Origin of the sequence: Nakamurella deserti (assembly GCF_003260015.1) — a bacterium.
Lineage (GTDB): Bacteria > Actinomycetota > Actinomycetes > Mycobacteriales > Nakamurellaceae > Nakamurella > Nakamurella deserti.
The window spans coordinates 90,253-111,869 of record NZ_QCXS01000004.1; the positions used below are offsets into that span (position 1 = coordinate 90,253).

General features: G+C 72.2%; 21 protein-coding genes and 1 riboswitch. Of the genes, 5 read left to right on the forward strand and 16 right to left on the reverse strand.

All coding sequences use genetic code 11. The features are described 5' to 3' along the window. Nucleotides 1-43: 43 nt before the first annotated feature. Together DB033_RS18845 and DB033_RS18850 are read right to left on the reverse strand one after the other, a co-directional pair. Nucleotides 44-358 carry a DMT family transporter gene (locus DB033_RS18845; RefSeq protein ID WP_111768507.1) on the reverse strand — a complete coding sequence of 105 codons (315 nt, stop codon included), beginning with the start codon at nt 356-358 and terminating at the stop codon, nt 44-46. 16 nt (nt 359-374) lie between these two features. After that, nucleotides 375-441, reverse strand: a riboswitch (guanidine-III (ykkC-III) riboswitch). Between the two features lie 47 nt (nt 442-488). Further along, complete coding sequence (locus tag DB033_RS18850; protein ID WP_111768508.1) at nt 489-2,249, reverse strand: gamma-glutamyltransferase family protein; 1,761 nt, start codon at nt 2,247-2,249, stop codon at nt 489-491. Nucleotides 2,250-2,809: 560 nt separating this feature from the next. Between DB033_RS18850 and DB033_RS18855 the strand changes: the two genes are divergently transcribed. Further along, on the forward strand, nt 2,810-4,588 hold the full coding sequence (locus tag DB033_RS18855) for an MOSC domain-containing protein (RefSeq protein ID WP_170315597.1): 1,779 nt from the start codon (nt 2,810-2,812) through the stop codon (nt 4,586-4,588). 141 nt (nt 4,589-4,729) lie between these two features. On the opposite strand, the gene DB033_RS18860 is transcribed toward DB033_RS18855, so the two are convergent. From DB033_RS18860 to DB033_RS18885, 6 genes are all read right to left on the reverse strand, one after another. Next, nucleotides 4,730-5,173, reverse strand: a complete 444-nt coding sequence (locus DB033_RS18860; RefSeq protein WP_157970799.1) for a hypothetical protein — start codon at nt 5,171-5,173, stop codon at nt 4,730-4,732. 317 nt (nt 5,174-5,490) lie between these two features. Next, nucleotides 5,491-5,943, reverse strand: coding sequence for a 50S ribosomal protein L9 (rplI, locus tag DB033_RS18865; RefSeq protein WP_111768511.1), 453 nt, complete (start codon nt 5,941-5,943; stop codon nt 5,491-5,493). 13 nt (nt 5,944-5,956) lie between these two features. Beyond that, nucleotides 5,957-6,193 carry a 30S ribosomal protein S18 gene (gene rpsR / locus DB033_RS18870; protein ID WP_111768512.1) on the reverse strand — a complete coding sequence of 79 codons (237 nt, stop codon included), beginning with the start codon at nt 6,191-6,193 and terminating at the stop codon, nt 5,957-5,959. Between the two features lie 46 nt (nt 6,194-6,239). After that, nucleotides 6,240-6,749 (reverse strand): single-stranded DNA-binding protein, encoded by a 510-nt coding sequence (locus DB033_RS18875; RefSeq protein WP_111768513.1) that lies wholly within the window; start codon nt 6,747-6,749, stop codon nt 6,240-6,242. Nucleotides 6,750-6,758: 9 nt separating this feature from the next. Continuing rightward, a complete protein-coding gene (gene rpsF, locus DB033_RS18880) occupies nt 6,759-7,070 on the reverse strand; it encodes a 30S ribosomal protein S6 (protein WP_111768796.1) in 312 nt (103 codons plus the stop codon). 130 nt (nt 7,071-7,200) lie between these two features. After that, nucleotides 7,201-8,517, reverse strand: coding sequence for an alpha-amylase family glycosyl hydrolase (locus DB033_RS18885; protein WP_111768514.1), 1,317 nt, complete (start codon nt 8,515-8,517; stop codon nt 7,201-7,203). A 73-nt stretch (nt 8,518-8,590) separates the two neighbouring features. Here DB033_RS18885 and DB033_RS18890 point away from each other — a divergent pair, with 73 nt between their 5' ends. Next, complete coding sequence (locus tag DB033_RS18890) at nt 8,591-9,208, forward strand: TetR/AcrR family transcriptional regulator (RefSeq protein WP_111768515.1); 618 nt, start codon at nt 8,591-8,593, stop codon at nt 9,206-9,208. A gap of 46 nt (nt 9,209-9,254) precedes the next feature. Here the strand turns inward: DB033_RS18890 and DB033_RS18895 are convergent, their stop codons facing one another. From DB033_RS18895 to DB033_RS18920, 6 genes are all read right to left on the reverse strand, one after another. Further along, entirely contained in the window at nt 9,255-10,268 is a 1,014-nt protein-coding gene (locus DB033_RS18895; RefSeq protein WP_157970800.1) for a hypothetical protein, read from the reverse strand. Between the two features lie 254 nt (nt 10,269-10,522). Continuing rightward, nucleotides 10,523-10,870 (reverse strand): TraR/DksA family transcriptional regulator, encoded by a 348-nt coding sequence (locus DB033_RS18900; protein ID WP_111768517.1) that lies wholly within the window; start codon nt 10,868-10,870, stop codon nt 10,523-10,525. Then, the gene (locus DB033_RS18905; RefSeq protein ID WP_111768518.1) at nt 10,860-11,645 is read right to left on the reverse strand and encodes an alpha/beta hydrolase; all 786 of its coding nucleotides are present in this window, start codon (nt 11,643-11,645) and stop codon (nt 10,860-10,862) included. The genes DB033_RS18900 and DB033_RS18905 overlap by 11 nt, the downstream gene beginning before the upstream one ends. 30 nt (nt 11,646-11,675) lie before the next feature. Beyond that, nucleotides 11,676-12,629, reverse strand: coding sequence for a hypothetical protein (locus DB033_RS18910; protein ID WP_111768519.1), 954 nt, complete (start codon nt 12,627-12,629; stop codon nt 11,676-11,678). A gap of 100 nt (nt 12,630-12,729) precedes the next feature. Then, entirely contained in the window at nt 12,730-14,430 is a 1,701-nt protein-coding gene (locus DB033_RS18915) for a glycosyltransferase family 87 protein (protein WP_157970801.1), read from the reverse strand. Nucleotides 14,431-14,483: 53 nt separating this feature from the next. Then, a complete protein-coding gene (locus DB033_RS18920; RefSeq protein WP_111768521.1) occupies nt 14,484-14,882 on the reverse strand; it encodes a DUF5318 family protein in 399 nt (132 codons plus the stop codon). Nucleotides 14,883-15,092: 210 nt separating this feature from the next. Here DB033_RS18920 and DB033_RS18925 point away from each other — a divergent pair, with 210 nt between their 5' ends. Both DB033_RS18925 and DB033_RS18930 read left to right on the forward strand, forming a co-directional pair. Then, nucleotides 15,093-16,379: a multidrug effflux MFS transporter gene (locus tag DB033_RS18925; RefSeq protein WP_111768522.1), complete on the forward strand. Its 1,287-nt coding sequence runs from the start codon at nt 15,093-15,095 to the stop codon at nt 16,377-16,379. Nucleotides 16,380-16,457: 78 nt separating this feature from the next. Next, nucleotides 16,458-17,798, forward strand: coding sequence for a serine hydrolase domain-containing protein (locus tag DB033_RS18930; protein WP_111768523.1), 1,341 nt, complete (start codon nt 16,458-16,460; stop codon nt 17,796-17,798). Nucleotides 17,799-17,923: 125 nt separating this feature from the next. Here DB033_RS18930 and DB033_RS18935 read toward each other — a convergent pair whose 3' ends face one another. Beyond that, entirely contained in the window at nt 17,924-18,208 is a 285-nt protein-coding gene (locus tag DB033_RS18935; RefSeq protein WP_157970802.1) for a hypothetical protein, read from the reverse strand. Between DB033_RS18935 and DB033_RS18940 the strand changes: the two genes are divergently transcribed. Further along, nucleotides 18,180-18,485: a hypothetical protein gene (locus tag DB033_RS18940; protein ID WP_157970803.1), complete on the forward strand. Its 306-nt coding sequence runs from the start codon at nt 18,180-18,182 to the stop codon at nt 18,483-18,485. The genes DB033_RS18935 and DB033_RS18940 overlap by 29 nt on opposite strands. Nucleotides 18,486-18,648: 163 nt before the next feature. Here DB033_RS18940 and DB033_RS18945 read toward each other — a convergent pair whose 3' ends face one another. Continuing rightward, on the reverse strand, nt 18,649-21,084 hold the full coding sequence (locus tag DB033_RS18945; protein ID WP_111768526.1) for an immune inhibitor A domain-containing protein: 2,436 nt from the start codon (nt 21,082-21,084) through the stop codon (nt 18,649-18,651). Between the last annotated feature and the right edge of the window lie 533 nt (nt 21,085-21,617).

Sequence of the window (21,617 nt, forward strand, 5' to 3'; positions counted from 1 at the left end):
CGGGTCCGGCACCCCGCGCCGGACCCGGGCGGCTCCCCGCGTCTCAGTGCAGGACCTTGAGCCCCACCACGCACCCGACGATGCCGCTGAGCAGCAGGATCTTGACCAGCGAGACCGACTCGGCCCCGGTGGCCATCGCGTAGCCCACCGTGCCCACGGCTCCGACGCCCACCCAGACCGCGTAGGCGGTGCCCACGGGCAGATCCCGCAGGGCGACGGCCAGGCCCACCATGCTCAGGACGAGGCCGACGACGAACACGACGGTGGGGACGGGACGGGAGAAGCCGTCGGCCCTGCCGAGTGCGGTCGCCCAGACCGCCTCCAGCACCCCGGACACCAGCAACACGAACCAGGCCATGACAGACCCCTCCTCAGGAGGGCCGTCTTGTCGCAGACCGGGTACGGCACCACTCGTCCGGGGGCTCGGTCGGGAGCCTCCTGCCATGGTGGCAGAGTGCGGCGCCGCCGGGAAGCGGCGGCGATGGACGTCACCGCCCGACCGCGTAGCCCTGCCGTCCACGTGGGTCCGATGCCGCCCGCAGCCGGCCGGACGGGTCGCGGCCGACGACGCAGAGCCGCCCCAGCGACCACGGCGCCGACAGGACCACCTGGTGGCCGCGCCGGCGCAGCTCGGCGACGACGCCGGGCCCGAACCGCTCCTCCACCACGATCTGCCCCGGGGACGCCTCCCGCGGGAAGAACGAGCTCGGGAAGTGCGTGGTGTGGAACATCGGCGCGTCGACGACCCGCTGCAGGTCCGCCCCGTCCTCGCTGAACGCCAGCTGCAGGAAGAAGTTCAGCTGCCACTGGTCCTGCTGGTCGCCGCCGGGCGTCCCGAAGGCCAGCTGCGGTCGGCCGTCCCGGGACACGATCGTCGGGGACAACGTGGTCCGCGGCCGCCGGCCCGGGGTCAGCGAGGCCGGCAGGCCCGGTTCGAGCGTCGTCATCTGCAGCCGGGTCCCGAGGGGGAACCCGAGGGCCGGGATGACCGGCGAGGACTGCAGCCAACCGCCGCTGGGCGTCGCGGCGACCATCGTCCCCCAGCGATCGGCGACCGCGACATGGCAGGTGTCGCCGCGGTTCTCACCCGACCGGGCGACCGTCGGCTCGCCGGTGCCCGCGGCGCTGACGGCCGGGGCGGCGGTGAAGTCGGGGAGCCGCGGTGTGCGGCCGGCGGGGGATCCCGGCCGGAGCTCGTAGGAGGCGGTGTCGGTCAGCAGCGCCCGTCGCGCCTCGGTGTAGGGCGCGCCGAGCAGTTCGACGAGCGGCACGTCGGGGTCGTCGCCGTACCAGGCGTCCCGGTCGGCGAACGCGAGCTTCGCGGCCTCCACCACGGTGTGCACGAAGTCGGCGCCGCCCGGGCGCAGGTCGGTGCCGTCGAGCAACCGGAGCTGCTGCAGGAAGGCCGGTCCCTGCGTCCACGCGGGGGCCTTCGCCACCGTCCACGCGCCGAGGGTCGTCGTCACGGCGGGCTCGTACCCGGGTCGCCAGGCGGCCAGATCCTGCCCGGTCAGCACGCCGGTGGAGCGCTGACCGGAGGTGTCCCGCCACGGGGTCCGGCAGAAGTCGTCGACCGCCTCGGCCACGAAACCCGTCGTCCAGGCGTCGATCACGGCATCGACCGCGGCCTCCCGGCCGGTGACCCCCGCGGCCGCCGCGACCAACCGGCGGTACGTGGACGCCAGCACCGGGTTGGTCAGGACCTCCCCCGCCACCGGCACCCGGTCGCCCGGCAGGTACACCTCGGCGGACGGCAGCCACTCGGTGCGCAGCAGGTCCGCGACCGCGCCGATCGTGCGGGCCATCGACGGGAGCACCGGGTAGCCGTGCTCGGCGTAGTGGACGGCGTAGGAGAGCACCTGCCCGACGGTGGCAGTGCCGGAGTCCCGCAGCAGCGTGAGCCAGGCGACCACCGATCCCGGCACCGCGGCGGCCAGCAACCCGGTGCCGGGCACCACGGCGTGACCACGCGCCCGGTAGGCGTCGATGGAGGCGGCCGCCGGCGCCGGGCCCTGACCGCCCAGGACCACCGGATCGCCGCCGCGCTCGCTGATCAGCAGCACCAGATCGCCGCCGGGGCCGTTCAGGTGTGGCTCGACCACCTGCAGGACGAAGGCCGCCGCGACCGCGGCGTCCACCGCGCTGCCGCCGGCCTCCAGCATCGCCATCCCGCTGGCCGACGCCAGCCAGTGGGTGCTCGACACCATCCCGAACGAACCCGTCAGGTCCGGTCTCGTCGCGAACGACATGTCGCCAGCCCCCGTCTGTCCGTGCCGGCCCGGACGCCCGACCTCCACGCGGACCGTACCCGGCGCCGCACCCGCCGCTTTCCCGGACGGTCGCACCGGGCGACCGCGCGTCCGGTCGGTGGCCGGCCGGCCGGCCGCAGACCGTCGGTCTCGGTCTCGGCCTCGGTCTCGTCGATCCGCCGGTCGGCCTGCTCGCCCGGATCGTCGACCGGTTCGCCCGCTGCATCGACGGTGCGCTCACCTCGGTGACCGACCGAAACGGTCGCCGGACACGCGCGCCTGCACCGGTGCGGCGGATCCGGGGCGTCCCCCGCCGGCCGGATCGACCGGGAGAGCTACGGCCGCACCGACACGCGTTCCGCGGTGAGGGTACCGTCGGCGATCTCGGTCCTCCCCGGGAGATCGAGTGCCGAGCTCCCGGGCCGGGGCCCGGTACCGCGACGTCGTCCGGTACCGCATCCTCGATCGCCGTGGCATTCCCCGAGCCTGGAGGTACCGGACGTGTTCGTGGCGGCGTTGCCGCGGTGCCTGCGGCGGACCCAGCGGAACGGCGACACCCCGTGAGCGACGCGACGGGTCTGGGGACCCTGCTGGCGGTCAACGTGGGCCGACCGCGCCCGGTGTCGTTCCAGGGACGGCAGATCCACACCGCGATCTTCAAGGACACCGTCGACGGGCCCGTCGGCGTCGTCGACGGCAGCCTCGCGGGTGACCGGCAGGGTGACCAGGTCAACCACGGCGGCCACGCCAAGGCCGTCTACCTCTACCCGCACGCGCACTACCGGTTCTGGGCCGGGGAACTGGGCGGTCTGCCGCCCGGTACCGGGGTCTTCGGGGAGAACCTCACGGTCGAGGGTTTCGACGAGAACGACCTGCTCATCGGCGATGTGCTGCAGATCGGTTCGATGCGCCTGACCGTGACCGAGCCGCGGTACCCCTGCTTCAAGCTCGGTATCCGCCTCGACCGGCCCGACGTCGTCGACCGTTTCGTCCAGATCAACCGGGTGGGTGCCTATCTCGCGATCGACTCCCCCGGGGAGGTCACCGCCGGTGACACCATCCACCGGATCCGGGTCGATCCCGCCGGGCTCACCGTCGCCGAACTCATGCGGCTGCGCGCTCTCAGCGGACCGGAGGACATCGACGCCGTCCGGCGCGCGCTGGACGTCCCGGCGCTGACCGCGGAATGGCGTGGCCATCTCCAGCGGCGGCTGCGTGACCTGACCCGCGGCCGGGCACCGGGCTGGCCCGGCACCCGGCCGTTCGTGGTCCAGGAGTCCCGCCGGGAGGCCGACGACGTCGTCGCCCTCACCCTCGTCCCGCGGGACGGGCGGCCGCTTCCCGGGCACCGTCCCGGCCAGTTCGTGGCCGTCGAGGTTCCCGGGGTCCCGCCGGTCGTGCGCTGCTACTCGCTCTACGACCGGCCGGGACGGCCTCACCTGCGGGTCGCGGTGAAACAGCTCGACGTCGCCACTCCCGGCGGCGGGGTGTCGGCCCGCCTGCACGGCCTCGCACCCGGCGACGAGCTGCAGCTGCGGGCGCCGGCCGGTTCCTTCACCCCCGATCCCACCGCGACCCGGCCGCTGGTCCTCGTCGCGGGTGGGGTCGGGGTGACACCGATCCACGCGATCGCCGACACCATCACCGCCGCCGCCGGTTCCGCCACCGCTGCGGACGCCACCGCTGCGGACGCCACCGCCGCCGATCCCACCGCCGCCGATCCCACCGCCACCGCCGCGGTCGGGACGGCGCGCCCGACCCATGTGTTCTACGGGGCCCGGCGCCCGGGGCTGGACCCGCTGGCGGCGTCGCTGGCCGCGCTGGCCGCCGGCGGCGCGTTCCGCCTGCATGTGCGGTACAGCCGCGACAGCGCCACCGCACCCGCCCGGGTCACCGCCGCGGAGATCGTCGCGACCGTCGGGACCACCGACGTCGAGGTCCTGGTGTGCGGACCGACCGGGATGGTCACGACCCTGCCCCATGACCTGGCGAACCTCGGGGTGCCGGCGCACCTCATCCGGGTCGAGGCCTTCGGCGGCGACGCCACCCGCGCCCTGGCCGCCGCTGTGACCGTGCCGCCCGGCGGCCGCGGCGTGCGGTTCGCCCGGTCCGGGATCGGCACCCGGTGGCAACGGGCCGATCAGACCCTGCTCGAACTCGCCGAGACGACCGGCCTGTCACCGGCGTTCTCCTGCCGGACGGGCAGCTGCGGATCCTGCGAGACCACCGTCGAGAGCGGCACCGTCGCACACCTCCGCCCGCCCGGAGTGGACCTGGACCCCGACCGGTGCCTCACCTGCATCGCCGTGCCCACCGGCGACGTCGTGCTGGACCTCTAGGTCCCGCCGGACCGGTCGCCGTCAGGAGCGCGGTCCGGTGGCCGGTGCGGCGGCGCCGGACGCCGCCTCCACCGCCCGCCCGGTCAGCCGCACGCACGCAGGAGCGGCTGGACGCCATCCACCCGGCGCTGCCGCACCTGCTCACTCCAACGGCCACCCGATGTTCGCCGCCCGGGGGTTGCGGTCCTGGCAGTAGTCGGCCATGGCCGCCCACGGCCACAGACCGGCGCGGATCTCCGTCAGTGACCGGTCCGCGCGAGTCTCGAAGACCATGACCGTGTCCCCGTCCCGGGGGGCGCCGCGGTCGGGTGAGTGGAGCACCATGGGTCCACCTTGCTTGGACACGGTGTCCAGGTCGGCGAGGCTGTCGGCGCCGTAGGTGGCGACCAGATCGTCGACGGTGCTCGCGCCCACGGCGATCCCCTCGGCCGTGCCCAGGTCCGGCTCCGCGGTGACGTAGGCCAGCACCATTCCGTCGTCGGTGGTGACGACGGCGAACCGGGCCTGCCGGTCGACGTGGATCGAGCAGTCCTCGGTCTGGCCGGCACTGAACAGGTCCAGCCCCGGGAGTACGTCCTCCTGCATCGCGTGGACCGACGTCCGTCCGACGGGCGCGCCCGGCAGTCCGGACGCCGACAGCGTCAGCCGGTCCGGGCCCGGCGGTGTCGGACGGGGAGGGGCGGGCGGACTGCAGGCCACCAACGTCAGCGCGGTCACCGGACCGACGATCTTCGCTCGCCCTGACAGCCGCATGGGCATCTCCCGCGGAGTGAACGACGTGACCACACGTCATCGCCACGCGAATTCTGAGCGCGATTCCGGGCGGTCGTCAACCCCCGGACACACCTCCGGCCCCGCTCGCCGAGGCGGACGGGGCCGGAAGGGAACCACGGGACTCCAGGTCAGGCGGAGGTGACGACCGTGACCTTGAAGCTGGCGGAGACGCCCGGGTGCAGCTTGACCGACACCGGGTGCGAACCGGCGGTCTTGATGTGACCACCGACGTCGACGGTGTTCTTGTCCAGCGACGGACCACCGGCGGCCTTGATCGCGGAGGCGACGTCGGCGTTGGTGATCGAACCGAACAGCTTCTTGCCGTCGGCGGTGGCGCGGGCGGTGATGGTCACCGACAGCGCCTCCAGCGCCTGCTTGACCTCGTTGGCGTGATCCGCGTTGCGGATCTCGCGCGCGATCTGCGTGCGCTTCATCGTGGCGATCTGCTTCTCGGCGCCCTTGGTGGCGACGATGGCCTTGCCCTGGGGCAGCAGGAAGTTGCGGCCGTAGCCGTCGCGGACCTCGACGATGTCGCCGGGGGCACCCAGCTTCGGCACGTCGACCGTGAGAATGAGCTTCATGTGAGGTCCCTTCTCAGCGCGCGGTCGAGGTGTAGGGCAGCAACGCCACTTCGCGGGCGTTCTTGACCGCGATGGCGATGTCCCGCTGGTGGATGGTGCAGTTGCCGGTGACGCGGCGGGCGCGGATCTTGCCACGGTCGGAGATGAAGCGGCGCAGCAGGTTGACGTCCTTGTAGTCGATGGGCGTCGACTTCTTCGAGCAGAAGCCACAGGGCTTCGTGCTCACCTTGCGGGGGGGAGGCTTGGGCATTCGTTACTCCAGTGGAAGAGAGAGATCAGGAAGAGAGCAGGGAGGCCTAGAAGGGCGGTTCGTCCGAGTAGCCGCCGCCACCGCCGGCCGGCGGTGCCGAGGCCCACGGATCGTCGGCCGGAGCCGAGTTGCCGCCGCCGCCGCCACCGCCGTAGCCGCCGCCACCGCCGCCGCCCCCGCCACCGGCAGGCCGGTTGACGCGGTTGACCTTGGCCGTGGCGTAGCGCAGCGAGGGGCCGATCTCGTCGACCTCCAGCTCGATGACGGTGCGCTTCTCGCCTTCCTTGGTGTCGAAGGACCGCTGCTTGAGCCGTCCCGTGACGACGACGCGACTCCCGCGGGTCAGCGACTCCGCCACGTTCTCCGCAGCCTGACGCCAGATGTTGCAGCGCAGGAACAGAGCCTCGCCGTCCTTCCACTCATTGCTCGCCCGGTCGAACGTGCGAGGAGTGGACGCGACGGTGAAGTTCGCGACGGCCGCTCCGGACGCGGTGAACCGCAGCTCCGGATCGGCGGTGAGGTTGCCCACCACCGTGATGATCGTGTCGCCAGCCATGACCGACCCTTACTTCTTGACGGTCGGGCGGATGATCTTGGTGCGGAGCACGGACTCGTTCAGGTTCAGCTGACGGTCCAGCTCGGTGACGGCCGCGGACGGCGCGGTCACGTTGATCACCGCGTAGATGCCTTCGGCGTTCTTCCGGATCTCGAAGGCGAGGCGACGACGTCCCCACACCTCGACACTCTCCACCGAACCGCCGCCCTGACGGACGACGTTGAGGAAGGTGTCGATCGAGGGAGCGACGGTGCGCTCGTCGAGACTGGGATCGAGAATGAGCAGAAGCTCGTAGTGACGCGGCGTCGTGGATACGCTCACGTACACCTCCTATGGGCTCATCGGTCGCGGTAGGTCCGCGACAGGAGGGGGTTGCAGACCGGGCACATGGGCGCCCCCGGCCGGGCACAACTCTCCCAGGTTACCAGCGCGCGCAGGCCGGACGAACCCGTCAGCCCAGGACCACCCAGCCGTGCCCCGGCACCCGCACCGTGCCCCCGACGAGGTCGGCGTGACCGGCCCGCACCTGCGACGCCCCGAGCCCGGTCAGCTCGAGCGTGTCGTCGCCGATGTTGAGCGCCACCACCAGCCGGTCGTCGCCGGACCGCACCTCGTAGGCGTAACCGGTGTTGGTCAGCGACAGCTCCGCGGTCCGCCCGCGGTGCAACCAGGGGTGGCGCCGCCGCAGCGCGATGAGCTCCTGGTGACGGTGGTAGGTCGACCACCCGCCGGCGGCCAGGTCGTCCGGGCCGTCGGGGAAGGCCGGCCGGATGGCGTCGTCCCCCCCGGCCCGCTCCTCCTTGAGCCCGGTGAAGCCCTGCTCGTCGCCGTAGTAGACGGCCGGCACGCCGCCGACGGTCATCAGCACCACGAGGGCGTGCTGCCGGTGCCGCTCGTCGGTGATCAGCGTGGCCAGCCGGGTGACGTCGTGGTTGCCGACGAAGGTCATCGGCACGAACGACTCCAGGAACTGGTTGTGCCGCTTCATCGACCACGCGAGCTCGAAGAAGTTCCGCTCGACGATGCCGTTGCCGACGGCCTTCCACAGTTCGTACTGGGTCACCGAGTCCATCCCGGACTCCGCGACGATCCCGGCGTAGTCGCCGTGGATGACCTCACCGACGATCCAGGCGTGCGGATGGGCGTCGCGGACCCGGGGCAGCACCTGCGCCCAGAACGCCGCCGGCACCGCGTACGCCGCATCCAGCCGCCAGCCGTCCGCGCCGCGGTCCAGCCAGTGCGTCATCACGTCGGCGACGAGCTCCACCACGGCGGGGTCGTCGTGGTCGAGGGCGACGAGCGCGTCGTGGCCCTCGAAGTTGTCGGCGCGCGGCGGGGCGTCGCCCGGCGACCACCCGTCGGGCCAGTCCAGCCGGAACCACGACGCGGTCTCCGACGCCGGCCCGCCGGCCAGCGCGGCGGCGAACGCCGGGTGGGCGCGACCGACGTGATTGAACACACCGTCGAGCAGGATCCGCAGCCCGCGGCTGTGGGCAGCCTCGACGAGCGCCTCGAAATCGGCCTCGGACCCGAGCCGGGGGTCGATCGTGAAGTGGTCCACGGTGTCGTAACCGTGCGTCTCCGATGCGAACACCGGACCGAGAGCGATTCCACTGCAGCCCATCTCGATGACGTAGTCCAGCCAGGCGCCGATCCGGCCGAGGCGGTGTACGACGTCGGCGTCCGGGCGACCCTCACGGGGAGCGCCGACGAAGCCCAACGGATAGACCTGCCACCAGATCGCGTGTTCCGACCATTCCGCCGCCATGTGATGCATCCCCTGCTGATCGTTGCGCACCTGTCTAGTGACCAAATCTCACTACCCCCGTACCGTACCCATCATGGCCCGCGTCGATCGTCGTCCCCGTCAGCGACTTCCCATCGCCCAGCGACGGTCGGCGATCCTCACCGCCGCCGAGGCCGCCTTCGCCGCGGCGCCCTACGACCAGGTCAGCCTGGCCGGCATCGCGGAGGTGGCCGGCGCGTCGGAAGCGTTGGTGCACCGTTATTTCGCCACGAAGAGTGAGCTGTACGTCGAGATCGTCACCGCCGCCGTACAGGACCTGGAGGACCGGTGGACCGCGGCGGACGGGGCCGCCGGCGGCCCCGGTACGGACGGATGGACGCGGATCGCCCTGGCCATCGACGCCTACCTCGACTTCACCGCCACCTCCGGCAGGGGCTGGACGGCACCGCTGCGGGCGCCCGACAGCGGCTTCGGGCCGGCGTTCGCGATGCGGATGCACGCCCGGGAGACCTTCGTCGGCCGCGTCCGCGACGCGCTCGGCCGTACCACCGCACCCGCCGAGAACCAGGCCCTGCACGGCTATCTCGGGTTCCTCGACGGTGCGGCGCTGACCTGGGCGTCCGACGGTTGCCCCGAGGAGCAGCGGTCCGGGTTGATCACCATGGCGCTCGGCGCCCTCAGCGGCGCGCTCGCCGCCCTCGACGCCGAGTAGCGCTCCGGCGACGGAGGCGGCACGCCCGGTCGATGCCGCCCGCGGCTCAGGACGTCGAGAACGAGAAGGTCGCCGGCGGTGTGCCCTCGGCGGTGATGTCGCCGTTGTCGTAGGTGAGGGTGTACTCGCCGGTGCCGGGCAGCGGCACCACGAAGGTCAGGACGTTCCGCTCGCTGTCGGACACGGTGCCGGGATACAAGGCGTCGCAACAGTAGTCGCTGCGCTGGTCGGCGACGACCGAGCTGCCGTCCGGCGCGGTGACGGAGAACTGTTCGTAGCCGGTGTTCCAGCCGGAGGCGTTGCAGTCCGGTGCGCACGTCAGCTTCACCCGGACGTCGAGCAGCGCCTTGCCCTTCTCACCGGACTCGTAGCTCGGGGCCAACGAGGCCTCGACGACGTCCACGACGATCTGGCCCTGGGTGAGGTTGCCGGTGACGGGGATGTCGAGCGGCTCGATGCTGTCGACCTCGGCCGAGTCGGCCAGCGGCAGCACCGTCCGGTTGTCGCCGGCGTCCCCGTAGACCAGCGACACCAGATCGATGGCCTCCGCCGGCGTCACCGCCTCGTCCGGCGTCACGGTGAAGGTGGCGGTCCCCCGGGCCTTCCCACCACCGGGGATGTCGGGGGCGTCGAAGAACGCCTCGACGGCGAGCCCGTCGACCTCGACGTCACCCCGGGGCGGCGAGTCGTCCTCGATCCCGAGATTGTCGTAGGTCAGACCGACCGTCACGTCGACGGACGTTCCGTATCCGGGTTCCGCGGTCGCCTCGTCCACGGTGACGGCGAATCCGTCGTACCACCCGGTCCTGTCGATGCTCCGGGTGACCGGTGCGGCCACGGCGGCCTCGCTCGTCGGCCCGGCCGGCTCCCCCGTCCCGGTGGCCGACGCCATCGGCAGGTCCGACGGGAGCGCGGTGGCGAGCGCGCTCGCGGACTCCACGGCGGCGGCGATGCCGCCGGCGACCGCTTCGGCGGTCCCCTGCGTCCCGCCCCCACCGCAGCCGGCGAGGCCGGCGACCAGGACCACGGCCACCCCGGCGGACACGACACGACGTCGCACGACGACCTCCACTGCTCGACGGCGCCGGCGGGAGGTGCCGGCCCGTCGCAGCGTAGGCAGGGCGTCAGCGCCGTGACCAGGTACTTTCGGGCAGACCTCCGGCCGCGGCGCCGCCCGGTGCGGCCGTCCGCCCGCTCGGCGGCGCGGGGCGGGGCGGGGCGGAATCCGTCGTGGGCGACCGGTCGGCCGACCGCCGCCGCCCACGCCGGTCGGGTGGACCGGTTCCGGCCCGCCGCCGCCGGTCGGGCGTCCGCTCAGGCGCAGCGCACGCAGCGGACCGCCGCCGGCAACGCCTCCAGCCGGCCGGCGGCGATCGGCCCGCCGCAGCGTTGGCAGATCCCGTACCGGCCTGATGCCGCGTGCGCCACCGCCGCTTCGGCGGCCGCCACCCGGCGGGCCGCCGCCCGGTGCAGACCGTCCAACCGGGCCCACTCCGCCGACAGCGGACTGCCCTCCGGATCGTGCTCGTCGTCGTCCACCCGGTCCGCACGGACCCGTCGGATGTCGGCCAGGGCACGCTCGGTGGCGGCCAGCTCGGCCCGCGCGGCCTCGAGCACCTCGGTCGGCGCGGGGAGCCCGGCCGGACCGCTCTCAGGCGCCACGGGACCGCAGCGGCAGCCAGGCCAGGACGTCCTGGATGGTGCGGTCCCAGTACGCCCAGTCGTGCACGCCCTCCTGGAAGTCGACCGTCAGGTCGACGTCGCGCTCGGCGCAGGCGGCGACGAACCGCCGGTTGTCGTCGATGAGATGGTCGCCGGTGCCGCAGCCCAGGTACAGCGGCGGCGGGTCGGTGACGGTGTCGAGCAGCGCGAACAGGTCGTCGTCGGACCCGGCGACCGCCGCGTCGCCGAAGATCCGCCGCATCATCCCGGGGTCCTGCATGCGGCCGTGTTCCCGTTGGATGCGGTCGAGGTCGACCGCGCCGGACAGGCTCGCCGCGGCGGCGAAGCGGTCGGGACGGCGCAGCGCCCACTTGAACGCGCCGTAGCCGCCCATCGACAGACCGGCGACGAAACGGTCCTCCCGGCGGGTCGACACCCGGAACATCGACTCCACCTTCGCCGGCAGCTCGTCGGCGAGGAAGGTCCAGTACTCCAGCCCGAACGCCTCGTCGGCGTAGAAGCTGCGGCTCACCGACGGCATCACCACGGCGAGCCCGAGCGGTGCGACGTAGCGTTCCAGCGCGGTCCGCCGCTGCCAGATGCTGTGGTCGTCCGAGAGACCGTGCAGCAGGTACAGCGTCGGGAAGCCGCCGGCGGCGGCGGCCGGAGCGCCCGCCAGTCCGATCTGACTGGAGGTCTGTTCGGGCAGCAGCACGGTCATCGAGGTACCGACGCCCAGGGCGTCGGAATGGAAGTCACACCGGATCAGGGCCATCGGGTCATCCTGCTCCCCGGCGCCGGGCGGTCACGCGGCCGGGCACCAGTCCACCGGTGCGGCCAGCACGGCGTCCAGCGTCGACTCGACACTCGGCACGACGACCCGCAGCAGTGCGGAGCCCAGCCACCCGGTGGCGGCGCAGTCCAGCGACGGCGGGGCGGCGGCGGGCGCCGGCGGGTACATCGCGTCGACCCGGTCGGTGAGGACCTGGGCGGTGAAGGTGGACGCGGCCTTCATCGTGTCGCTGCCCGCGCTGGCGGACGTCTGCAGGATGGCCACGAAGAACCGCCCGGTCCAGCCGACCGAGTGGATGTTGTACGGCGACCAGCCCGGATCGCTCCAGCCCTGTTTGGCGCCGTGGTCGCCGGTCACCGCGTTGAGCCCGAAGGCCTGGTCGAAGCCGTCCGATCCGGTCGGGGCGGCGGCCGCCATCCAGCTCATCAGCGACGGTCCGACGAGCGGGTCCTGTGACATGCCCCAGAGGAATCGCACCTGGTCGTTCGCGGTGATCTTCGCCGAACCCCAGTTGCGGGAGCTGGCGTTCGCCGCGTTCGTCGTGCCGGTCAACCCGTACCGCTCGGCGATGGTGGGCACGATGTCGCGCCGCCAGAGGTCGCTCTGGATGCCGTTGTCGGACACCTCGATCATGGTGCGCAGCGCGGCGGCGGTACCCGCGTCGAGCTGCCCGTCCGCCTGTACGAGGTAGTAGGCCGCGGTGAACAGCTTCAGGACGGACTCGGAGTTGTACACGGAGTCGCCGCCCGCCGAGGCGAGCAGGGTGCCGTCGGTCCGGTCGAGCACGGCGACCGACTGCTGCACGTCGGCCGCCGCGGCCGCCGCGACCGCACCGTCGACGGTGGCCTGCACCGTGTCGTCGGCGTGGGCGAACGGCGGGAATGCCAGGGCGAGCACCAAGACGACCAGCGCGGGCAGCAGCCGCCGGCGGGTGCGTCCGGAAAACGGCGAGGGTGGTGCGGTCAACGGGGGCTCCTGCGGGACCGGGGCGGCGGGAGACGCCGTCCACCCGGTCCAGTCTGCCCACCGCGGCGGCGCGCCGAGCCGCCCGACCGGGTGGCACCTGTCACTCGCGCGGCGCGACGCGTTCCACGAGCGGGACGGCCTCCGCGGGCGGCCCGCCCGCCGGTACGGCGGGCACGTCGGCGGCCCGCGGGTCCATGGCCGGGCGGCGGCCGAACCCGAGGACGGCGGGCAGCGACAGCAGCGTGAACCGGTCGGGTGCATCGGCGAAGACGCCGCCGGTCGGGTCGTCGTCGCCGGCCTGGCGGACCAGGTCGTCGGCCGGCCGCAGGATCTCCCGGATCACCATCACCATGAGCATCAGCACGATCGCGTCCCGCACCAGCGCCATCGCCTGGAACGGGTAGGCCGACAGGAGCGCGTACCGCGCCGAACTGTCGCCGCGGGTGGCGAAGGTCAGCATCAGCAGCCACCAGAGTGCCGCCTCGGCCAGCTGCCAGACCAGCAGCGGCCGCCAGCGCGGCAACGCCAGCACGGCCAGCGGCAGCAGCCACAGCGAGAACTGCGGGTTCCACGTCTTGGTGATCAGCAGGAACGCCGCCACGGTGAGGAACATCAGCTGCGCCACGCGGGGCCGGCGCGGCGCGGCGAGTCCGAGCCAGCCGATGAGCAGCACCGCCACCACCAGCAGCACCGCGACCACCGCGTTCAGCAGCGCCGGCGCCTGGCCGGGGGCGAGGTCCGGCGTGAACAACGTCGAACCCGACCACGTCGAGAACACCGACCACAGCGAGGTGAACTCGGGTCTGCGGTCGAGGTTGGCCGCGTAGAACTGCGACCACGCGGCCGGATCGGTGAGTACGAACGGCAGGTTGACCGCGGCCCAGGCGACGGCGGCGGTCACCGTGGTGACGAGCACCGGCCGCACCCTGCCGGTCCGCAGCGCCAGGACGACCAGCGGCACCAGCAGGAGCACCGGGTACAGCTTCGCCGCCACCGCCAGACCGAGCAGGGCCCCGGCCCACACCGGCCGCGAACGCGACCACGACAACATGGCCGCCGCGAGCAACGCGATGGGCAGGATGTCCCAGTTGGTGAAGGCGTGCACGACGAGCAGCGGGGACAGACACATGATGGCGGTGTCCCACGGCCGCCGCCGGGAGATCTTCAGGGTGCTGGCCACCGCCCACAGGTACACCAGGCCCAGCGCGATGGCGCCGACGGTGAAGAAGACGCCGACGTCCAGCGACGCCGGCAACAGGCCGCTGCCGTCGGCCACCTTGCGGTAGGCGCCGGCGCCCCGGGCGACCAGCCACAGGAACGCGGCGGTCAACGCGCCGTAGGGCAGCGCCGGCATCACCGACCCGTCACTGGCGTAGTGCGTCGCGAACGGCGAGATCGACTGGTTCAGGCCGTGGATCTGGTAGGCGGGAACGACGTCGTTGTAGCAGCCGGAGATCCACTGCCGGTTGCCGCTGGAGTCCAGCACCATGGCACCGTCGGCACCCGGGGTCTGCTGGATGCACGGCGATTTCGCCAGCCATCCGAAGATCAGGAACAGCAGCGCCATCAGCAGGCACACCCGCAGCGGCGTCAGGATCGGCAGCCGGCCCACCTGCGCGTGCCGACCGAGCGGTCCGCCGATCAGCTGCGACGCCCGGCGCACCGTCGCATCGGTCCAGCTGGGGACGACGCGTTCGTAGGGCGTGAGCGTGGCGCTCGGGTCGGCTGCGCGATCAGACCGACGGCGACCGGCGTCGGGAAGGTCGGGTGCCGGTTCCCCCCGGTCGGCGCTCCTGCTCACCGCACGGATGCTACCGACCGGTCGACCGGGCCCACCCGAGCCGACCCGTCGGGTCAGCCGCCGGCGCGGCGGGCCTTGGGCGCACGCTCGCCCTGGTGGCCCATCACGAACGAACTGACGAGGTGGTTCCACTGGCAGGTGCGGCACACCTCGACCATGTAGACGTCGAACTCGCTGAACACGCCGGCCATCTTCTCCAGCTCCGCGGGGGTGCGGGCCGACCCCGCCGCCGTGCCGAGCTCGTCGCCGTAGATCCAGTGCACGTGCGTCAGGTTCTCCTTGCGGCACACCGGGCACGGCACGTCGGTGGGCACACCATGGAACTTCGCCGCCTGCATCAGGTACGGGCTCGCCTCGCACACCTCGGCGACCGGGACCCGCCCGCTGGTCACCTGCGCCAGCAGCGACCGACGCCGGAGGGCGTAGTCGACGAGGCCGCGCTGAGTCTGCACGGGACGAGCGTACGCGCGCCCTCCCGGCCCGCCGAGGGCACCGTCGGAGGATTCCGGCTCCCGGACGAGCGCCGTGACGGCGGAGCCGCTGTGGGGGCGGTCACCGGTTCCGGTGAATCGGGAATGGCCGCGCGGAGGGGGCGGTTGGTCACGGGAGGACGCGTCCGAGGGCGTGCGCACCACACCCGAGCACGACGCGAAAGGCTTCCCATGACCCCCACCCCGACGCGCGCCACCCGCGAGCGGATCAGCGCCGGCTTCGTTCTGCTGCTGGGCGCACTGACCGCCATCGGTCCGTTCACCATCGACCTGTACCTGGCCGCGTTCCCCCGCATCGCCGAGGAGTTCGGCACCACCCCCGCCGCCGTCCAGCTGACGATCACCGCGACGCTCGCCGGGCTGGCGATCGGTCAGCTGCTCATCGGTTCGCTCTCCGATGCGCTCGGCCGCCGCCGCCCGCTGATCGGCGGGCTGGTGCTGTACGTCCTGGCCTCCGCGGCGATCATCGTGGCGCCGTCGGTCGAGGTGCTGGCCGCGATGCGCTTCGTGCAGGGTCTGGCCGCGGCTGCCGGGATGGTGCTGTCGATGGCCATCGTGCGGGACCGGTTCTCCGGCATCCAGGTCGGCAAGGTGCTCGCCCGCCTGATGCTGGTGGTCGGGGTGGCCCCCATCGTCGCGCCGGTGATCGGCTCCTTCATGCTGGGGCTCGGCTCGTGGCGCTGGCAGTTCGGCGTCCTCACGGTGTTCGGTGTGGTGCTGCTGGGCCTGGCCGTCTTCGTGCTGCCGGAGTCGCTGCCGGTCGACCGGCGCCGTAAGGGTGGTGTCCGACCGGCGCTGCGCACCTACGCATCGCTGTTGCGGGACCGCACCTTCATGCTGCTGACGCTGGTCAGCGGCTTCTTCATGGCGGCGATCTTCACCTACGTCTCGTCGGCGACCTTCGTCTTCCAGGACCAGTTCGGGTTGTCCGTCGGCGGCTTCGCCCTCGTCTTCACCGCCGGTGCCGCCGCCCTGACCGCGGGAACCCAGATCAACGGCGCCCTGATCGGCCGCTTCACGCCGGCGCAGATCCTGCGCGTCGCCGTACTGGCCGGCGCCGCCGTCGCCACCGCCATGCTGGTGACGGCCCTCCTGGGTCTGGGGATGTGGCCGCTGATCGTCACGCTCGTCCTCACCCTGTTCACCGCCGGGTTCGTGCTGCCCTCGGTGCCGACGATCGCGCTGGATGCGAACCCGGACCGGGCGGGCAGCGCCTCGGCCCTGCTCGGCTCCTTCCAGTTCGGTGTCGGCGCGGTCGTCGCCCCGCTGACCGGCGTCTTCGGCGGAGTGACCGCACTGTCGTTGGCGGCGGTGATGTTCGGTGCGGTGATCGTGGCGACCGTGGTCTTCCTGGTGGTCGCGCCGGCCCTCGGCCGGCTGGACTCCCGGCTGACGGCGCAGACCGCCGTACCGCACGTGGCGGTCGCGCCGCCGGTGCTGGCCACCGAGGCCCGCTGACCCCGCGGCCGCCCGGCCCTATCGTGGGGCCATGACGGCCCGCTGCTCCCTGTCCCCCCGTGCGTCGGCGAAGCGCTGATGGTCACCACCGCCGAACAGCTCTCGCACCGGCTCGCCGTCGAGCAGTCCGACCGGCGACTGCCGTCGGTGTCGGCCGCCTGGGTGCGGGACGGGGAGATCCGCTGGCAGGACGCGATCGGCACCGTCGACGCGCGCCCCGACGGGTCACCGGCGACGCCCGACACCCAGTACCGCATCGGCTCCATCACCAAGACGTTCGTCGCGGTGCTGGTTCTGCGGCTCGCCGAGGAGGGCCGGCTCGCGCTCGACGATCCACTCGACCGGTACCTGCCCGGTACGGCCACTGCGTCGGTGACCCTGCGGTCGCTGCTCAGCCACGCCGGCGGGATCCGTGCGGAGACCGACAACCCCTGGTGGGAGCGCACCGCGGGGATCGACGAGGCCGAGCTGCGCCGTCAGTTGATCGCCCGTGATCTGGCCGTCGGCCACTTCCACTACTCCAACGTCGGCTACGGCGCGTTGGGCGCGGTGGTGGCGGCCCTGCGCGGCCGGAGCTGGCTGGACTGCGTGCGCGAGGAGATCCTGGCCCCGCTGGGCATGTCGCGCACCACGGACCGACCGGCGGCACCCCACGCCACCGGGCTGGCCGTGCACCCGTTCGCCGATGTGGTCCTCGGCGAACCCGAGCACGATGCGGTGGCGATGGCCCCGGCGGGCCAGTTGTGGTCCACCACGGGGGACCTGGCCCGCTACGCGACGTTCCTGCAGGCCGGCGACGACCGGGTGCTGCCCGCCGCCGTCCTGGCCCGGATGAAGCGCCCGCACACGTGGGACGACCCGCCCGGGCAGCGCTGGAGCCGCGCGTACGGGTTGGGCCTGGAGATACTCAACGCCGACGGCCGCCGGCAGTACGGACACGGCGGGTCGATGCCGGGATTCCTGGCGATGCTGCGGTTCCGGGCCGACGGTGACGCGATCCTGGTCCTCACCAACACCACGACCGGGCTGTCGCCGACGCTGGTCGGTGACCTGCTGACCGTCGTCGACCGGTCGGCACCGCGGTCGCCCACCGTGTGGCACGCGCGGCCGGACCAGGCCGACCGGCTGGAGTTGACCGGGGAATGGTTCTGGGGTCCCGCCCGGCTGACGATGCACGTCCGGCCCGACGGCTGGCTGGAGCTCGTGCCCGTGGGAGCCGGTCGTGGCTCGCGGTTCCGGCGGACGGGCGCGGACAGCTGGGAGGGGCAGGACGGCTACTACCTCGGTGAGACCCTGCGGGTGATCCGCCCCGCCGGCACCCGTCCGTACCTCGACCTCGCGTCGTTCCGGCTGACCCGCACCCCGTACGACCCGGACGCCGACATCCCCGGCGGGGTCGACCCGGCCGGCTGGAGCTGAGCGCGCGCGGTTCCGGCTCGGCCCGGCGGGGTCGACCCCGCCGCTGGAGCTGACCGGGTGCGCGGTTCGGGCTCGGCCCGCCGGGGTCGACCCGGCCGGCTGGAGCTGATCGCGCGGTTCCGGGCTCAGCCCGCCGGCTGGATCTCCATCAGGGACCAGGCCTCGGTGGTCCCGCAGTACACCGGGCGGTCCCGCTGGTACACACGGACCTTGACCCTGTCCCCCGCGGCGAGGGTGCCGCCGGTCCCCGTCACCGTGTAGACCGGCCCGTCGTCGGCGGTCACCGTGTAGCACGGGCCGTCGCCGCCCTCGGTGACCGTGCCGACCACCCAGAGCCCGGCGATCCGGTCGCTGGGTTCCGACGGCGGGGCGGTGGGCCGGGTGAGCGTCGGCAGCACGGTGGTCGACATCGGCCGGGTCGACGACGAGGTCGTCGTCGCCGGTGGGGTCGCTCCCGGGGCACTCGTCGTGGTGGCACCCGACGCCGTGGTGCCGGACGCCGTGGTGCCGGACGTCGAGGTGCCGGACGTCGCGGAGCCGGACGCCGTGGTGCCGGACGCGGTACCCGCGGACGTGGCGCTGCCCGTCCGGTCGCCGGTCCCGGATCCTGCGCAGCCGGCCACCGCGAGCGAGATCGCACCCAGCACCGACACGGTTCTGATCATCAGCTGCTTCATCCTCCTCTGACGGTGCGACCCGGGCCTCGGGTTGCACGGAGCGCGACGTGGTCTGCGCGCGAACAGTTCTCGCGGTGCGACCGATTCGGGAACAGAACAGCGGCGCCCGGGGGTTGTCCCCGGACGCCGCCGTCGTCTGGTCCGCACCGATCGCGCGGTCGGAATCCCTCAGGTCAGCTGACGCTGCCCAACCGGATCGTGGCGCCGTTGTCCTTCTCGTTCAGGACCTTGATCGTCACGCCGGCCCCGGCGACCTTGACACCGTGGTTCGGGAGCTCCGGATCGAAGTAGTCCCGGGTGTCGTCGAACGTCGGGTTGCCCTTCACGCCGCGGATGTAGCTCGGTCGGCCCGCGATGTGCAGGGTGAAGGAGTCGGCCTTGGCCTTGGTGAACGGCGCATCGTAGAGCTGGACGCGGGTCCGCCAGGGCAGCCCGTCGAGCCGGTACAGCGTCTCGGGCCGGGAGTCGATGTACAGGTTCAGGCCCTCACCCGGGTGCTCACTGACGTTGTTGTCCGACTGGGAGGTATCCCAGTAGGAGATCAGCAGGCCCTCCTGGTAGGCGTAGTGCTCGACGAAGTCGGGCTTCGCCGGGCCGAAGCCGTAGTTGTACGGCCCGGTCTCCAGGTACCGGTCGTAGGAGACGTAGCTCCGGTAACCGGCGATGTAGTAGTTGTCGAACAGTTCGGTGGCGACGCTGCCGACCGTGCTGAAGCCGTCGAGAGTCCAGCCGTTGGGTGAGGTCTCGGCGTCGTCGGTGAGCAGCGTGGCATCTCCGGAGGTCACGGCGATGTCGTCGACGAAGATGCCGGCGGGCAGACCGAGGTCGTTGCCCTCCTCGGAGCCCTGGGCGGCGCCGTCGGTGGAGTACGACACCCGCAGCCCGACGGTCTCCCCGGCGTAGGCGGACAGGTCGAAGGTGGCCGGCTGCCAGCCGTCGCTGAAGCCGTCGATGCCGTTGCCCTCGTCGGCGTTGGTGATGGAGCCGGGCACGGCGGCCCAGCCGGTGCCGTCGTCGACCTGGACGTAGGCGTAGTCGCACGGATCGGGGCCACAGTCCTCGATGCTCCAGCGGGCCTGGAAACTCAGCTCCGCCGGCTGGTCGGCCGGCAGCTCCACGGTCCGCGACATGCTGTTGCTCAGGTCGTCACCGGTCCCGGAGTACCACTGGTTCTCACCACCGAACGGAGCACCCAACTCGCTGGTGACCTCCTTCTGGGGCAGCACGACGACGAGCGCCTGGGCCTTGTCGGTGTTGAACTCCTCCGGTCCGAGCTCGATCTTCTTCTCCTGGCCCGCCACCTCGACCTGGTAGTCGAGCCAGCCCAGCTGCAACTTGTTCCAGGCGCCGAGATCGCCACCGCGGTCGCCGATGAAGTCCTCCCCTGCGGCACCCAGGCGGCTCTGCGCCATGAGAGTCCAGTGCTCGTTCGGGTTGTCGCCCGCACCGGTGGTGTCGTAGTCGTCCGGCAGACCGAGGTCGTGGCCGTACTCGTGGTAGAACACGCTGCGGCCGCCGTTCTCCGGCTGGATCGTGTAATCGCCGATCCAGACGCCGGTGTCGCCGATCTCGGTGCCGCCCAGAGCGTTCTCGGCCGGACCCTCCGTGCCGATGCCGCCCTGGTAGGCGTACCAGCGGTGCGACCAGATGGCGTCCTCACCCTGGTACGGGTCGCCGTCGGCCTGGTCCCCACCGGCGTGCACGATCTGGAAGTGGTCGATGTAGCCGTCGGACTCGTTGAAGTCGCCGTCACCGTCGAAGTCGTAACGGTCCCACTGGTCGAACGACTTCATGTCGGCGGCGATGTCGGCGTCGCTGCGGCCGGCGGCCTCCTGGTCGGCGACCCACTGGTCGGCGGCGTCCCGGACGAGGTCCCAGGTGTTGCTGCAGACGTTGGACAGGCAGGGGAAGCCGTCGGAGCGGCCGTACCGGGCCTCGTTGTACTTGACCTTGACCCAGTCGGTGACCTCACCGTCGACGGAATACCGGCCGGAGGACTGCGTCTCGTAGTACTGCTTCAACGACTCGTCGCTGGGATCGGTGCCGAAGTACAGGTTCTCGAAATACTCCCGGCTGAAGTCCGGGATCCACTTGGTGCTGTTGTCCAGCGTCCGGTCCGGCTCGGGGATCTGGTTCACCAGCGGACCGTCGAAGACGGTCGGTCCGGGGGTGTCCGGATCGGTGTCCTGGTCGGGGTAGAGCGGATCCCGCTCGTCCCCGAACTCGGCCAGGATGACGAAGATCCGGTCGGTTCGTTCCCGTTCGAGCTCCACGTACTGCTCACGCTGGGTCGCCTCGGACTCCCGCGCCCCGTTCTCGGCGGCCGCCGACCGGTCGGCGGTGCCGACCTTGACGACCGTGCTGCCGTTGACCTCCTGGGGCTGCAGTTCGCCGTTGAGGACCCCGGTGATGGCCTCCTCGCGGAGGTCCCGGCGCTTGTCCTCCAGGGCGTTCGGCAACTCGTCGACCACCTTGGCCGAATCCGGTGTCGTCGAGACCTGGGAGTCGTCGACGGCGGGCACCGCCGACGCCAGCGCCGGGGTGATCACCGCCCCGCCGAGTCCGGTCGCGAGTGACACGGCGAGCAGTCCCGCCACGATCTTTCGCACTCATGTCCTCCGAGAGTGATGGGTTCCCACGGCCGCTCGCTGGTACGGGCAGCCTCGGAACCGCATGTGAAAAGGCTGTGACGGTGACCGTACTCACGAGTAATGCCGTTGTGAACACCCCCCTCGAATTGACGGGAAATGCTTTCGCCGAGCCCTGACGACACCAAGATCATCCGATCGGATGCACTTCGACGGAATGTGCATCCAGCCGATCGGACGCGCCTCCGTGGACGTCGTCCCAGCTCAGGACACCCGACAGCCGCCCTCCATCCACCCCGCATCGCATTCCTCCCGCGTCCGACGACGCATTCGGCGCACGTGCGATCGCTCGATCACGAAACGATAACGAGCATTCGGGTGAAGAATGGCGGACCCGGAGGCGTCCCGGTCGTCCACCCGGACGCCCGGACCTCGACGACCACCGCCGGGCTCACCCGTCCTGCTGGCGGCGGTCGGTGCGCAGGTGTAGAGGGGCTGCGGATGTGAGACGGCCGACATCCGGATCCCTGCCTCGAAAATTGCACGACGTGCAA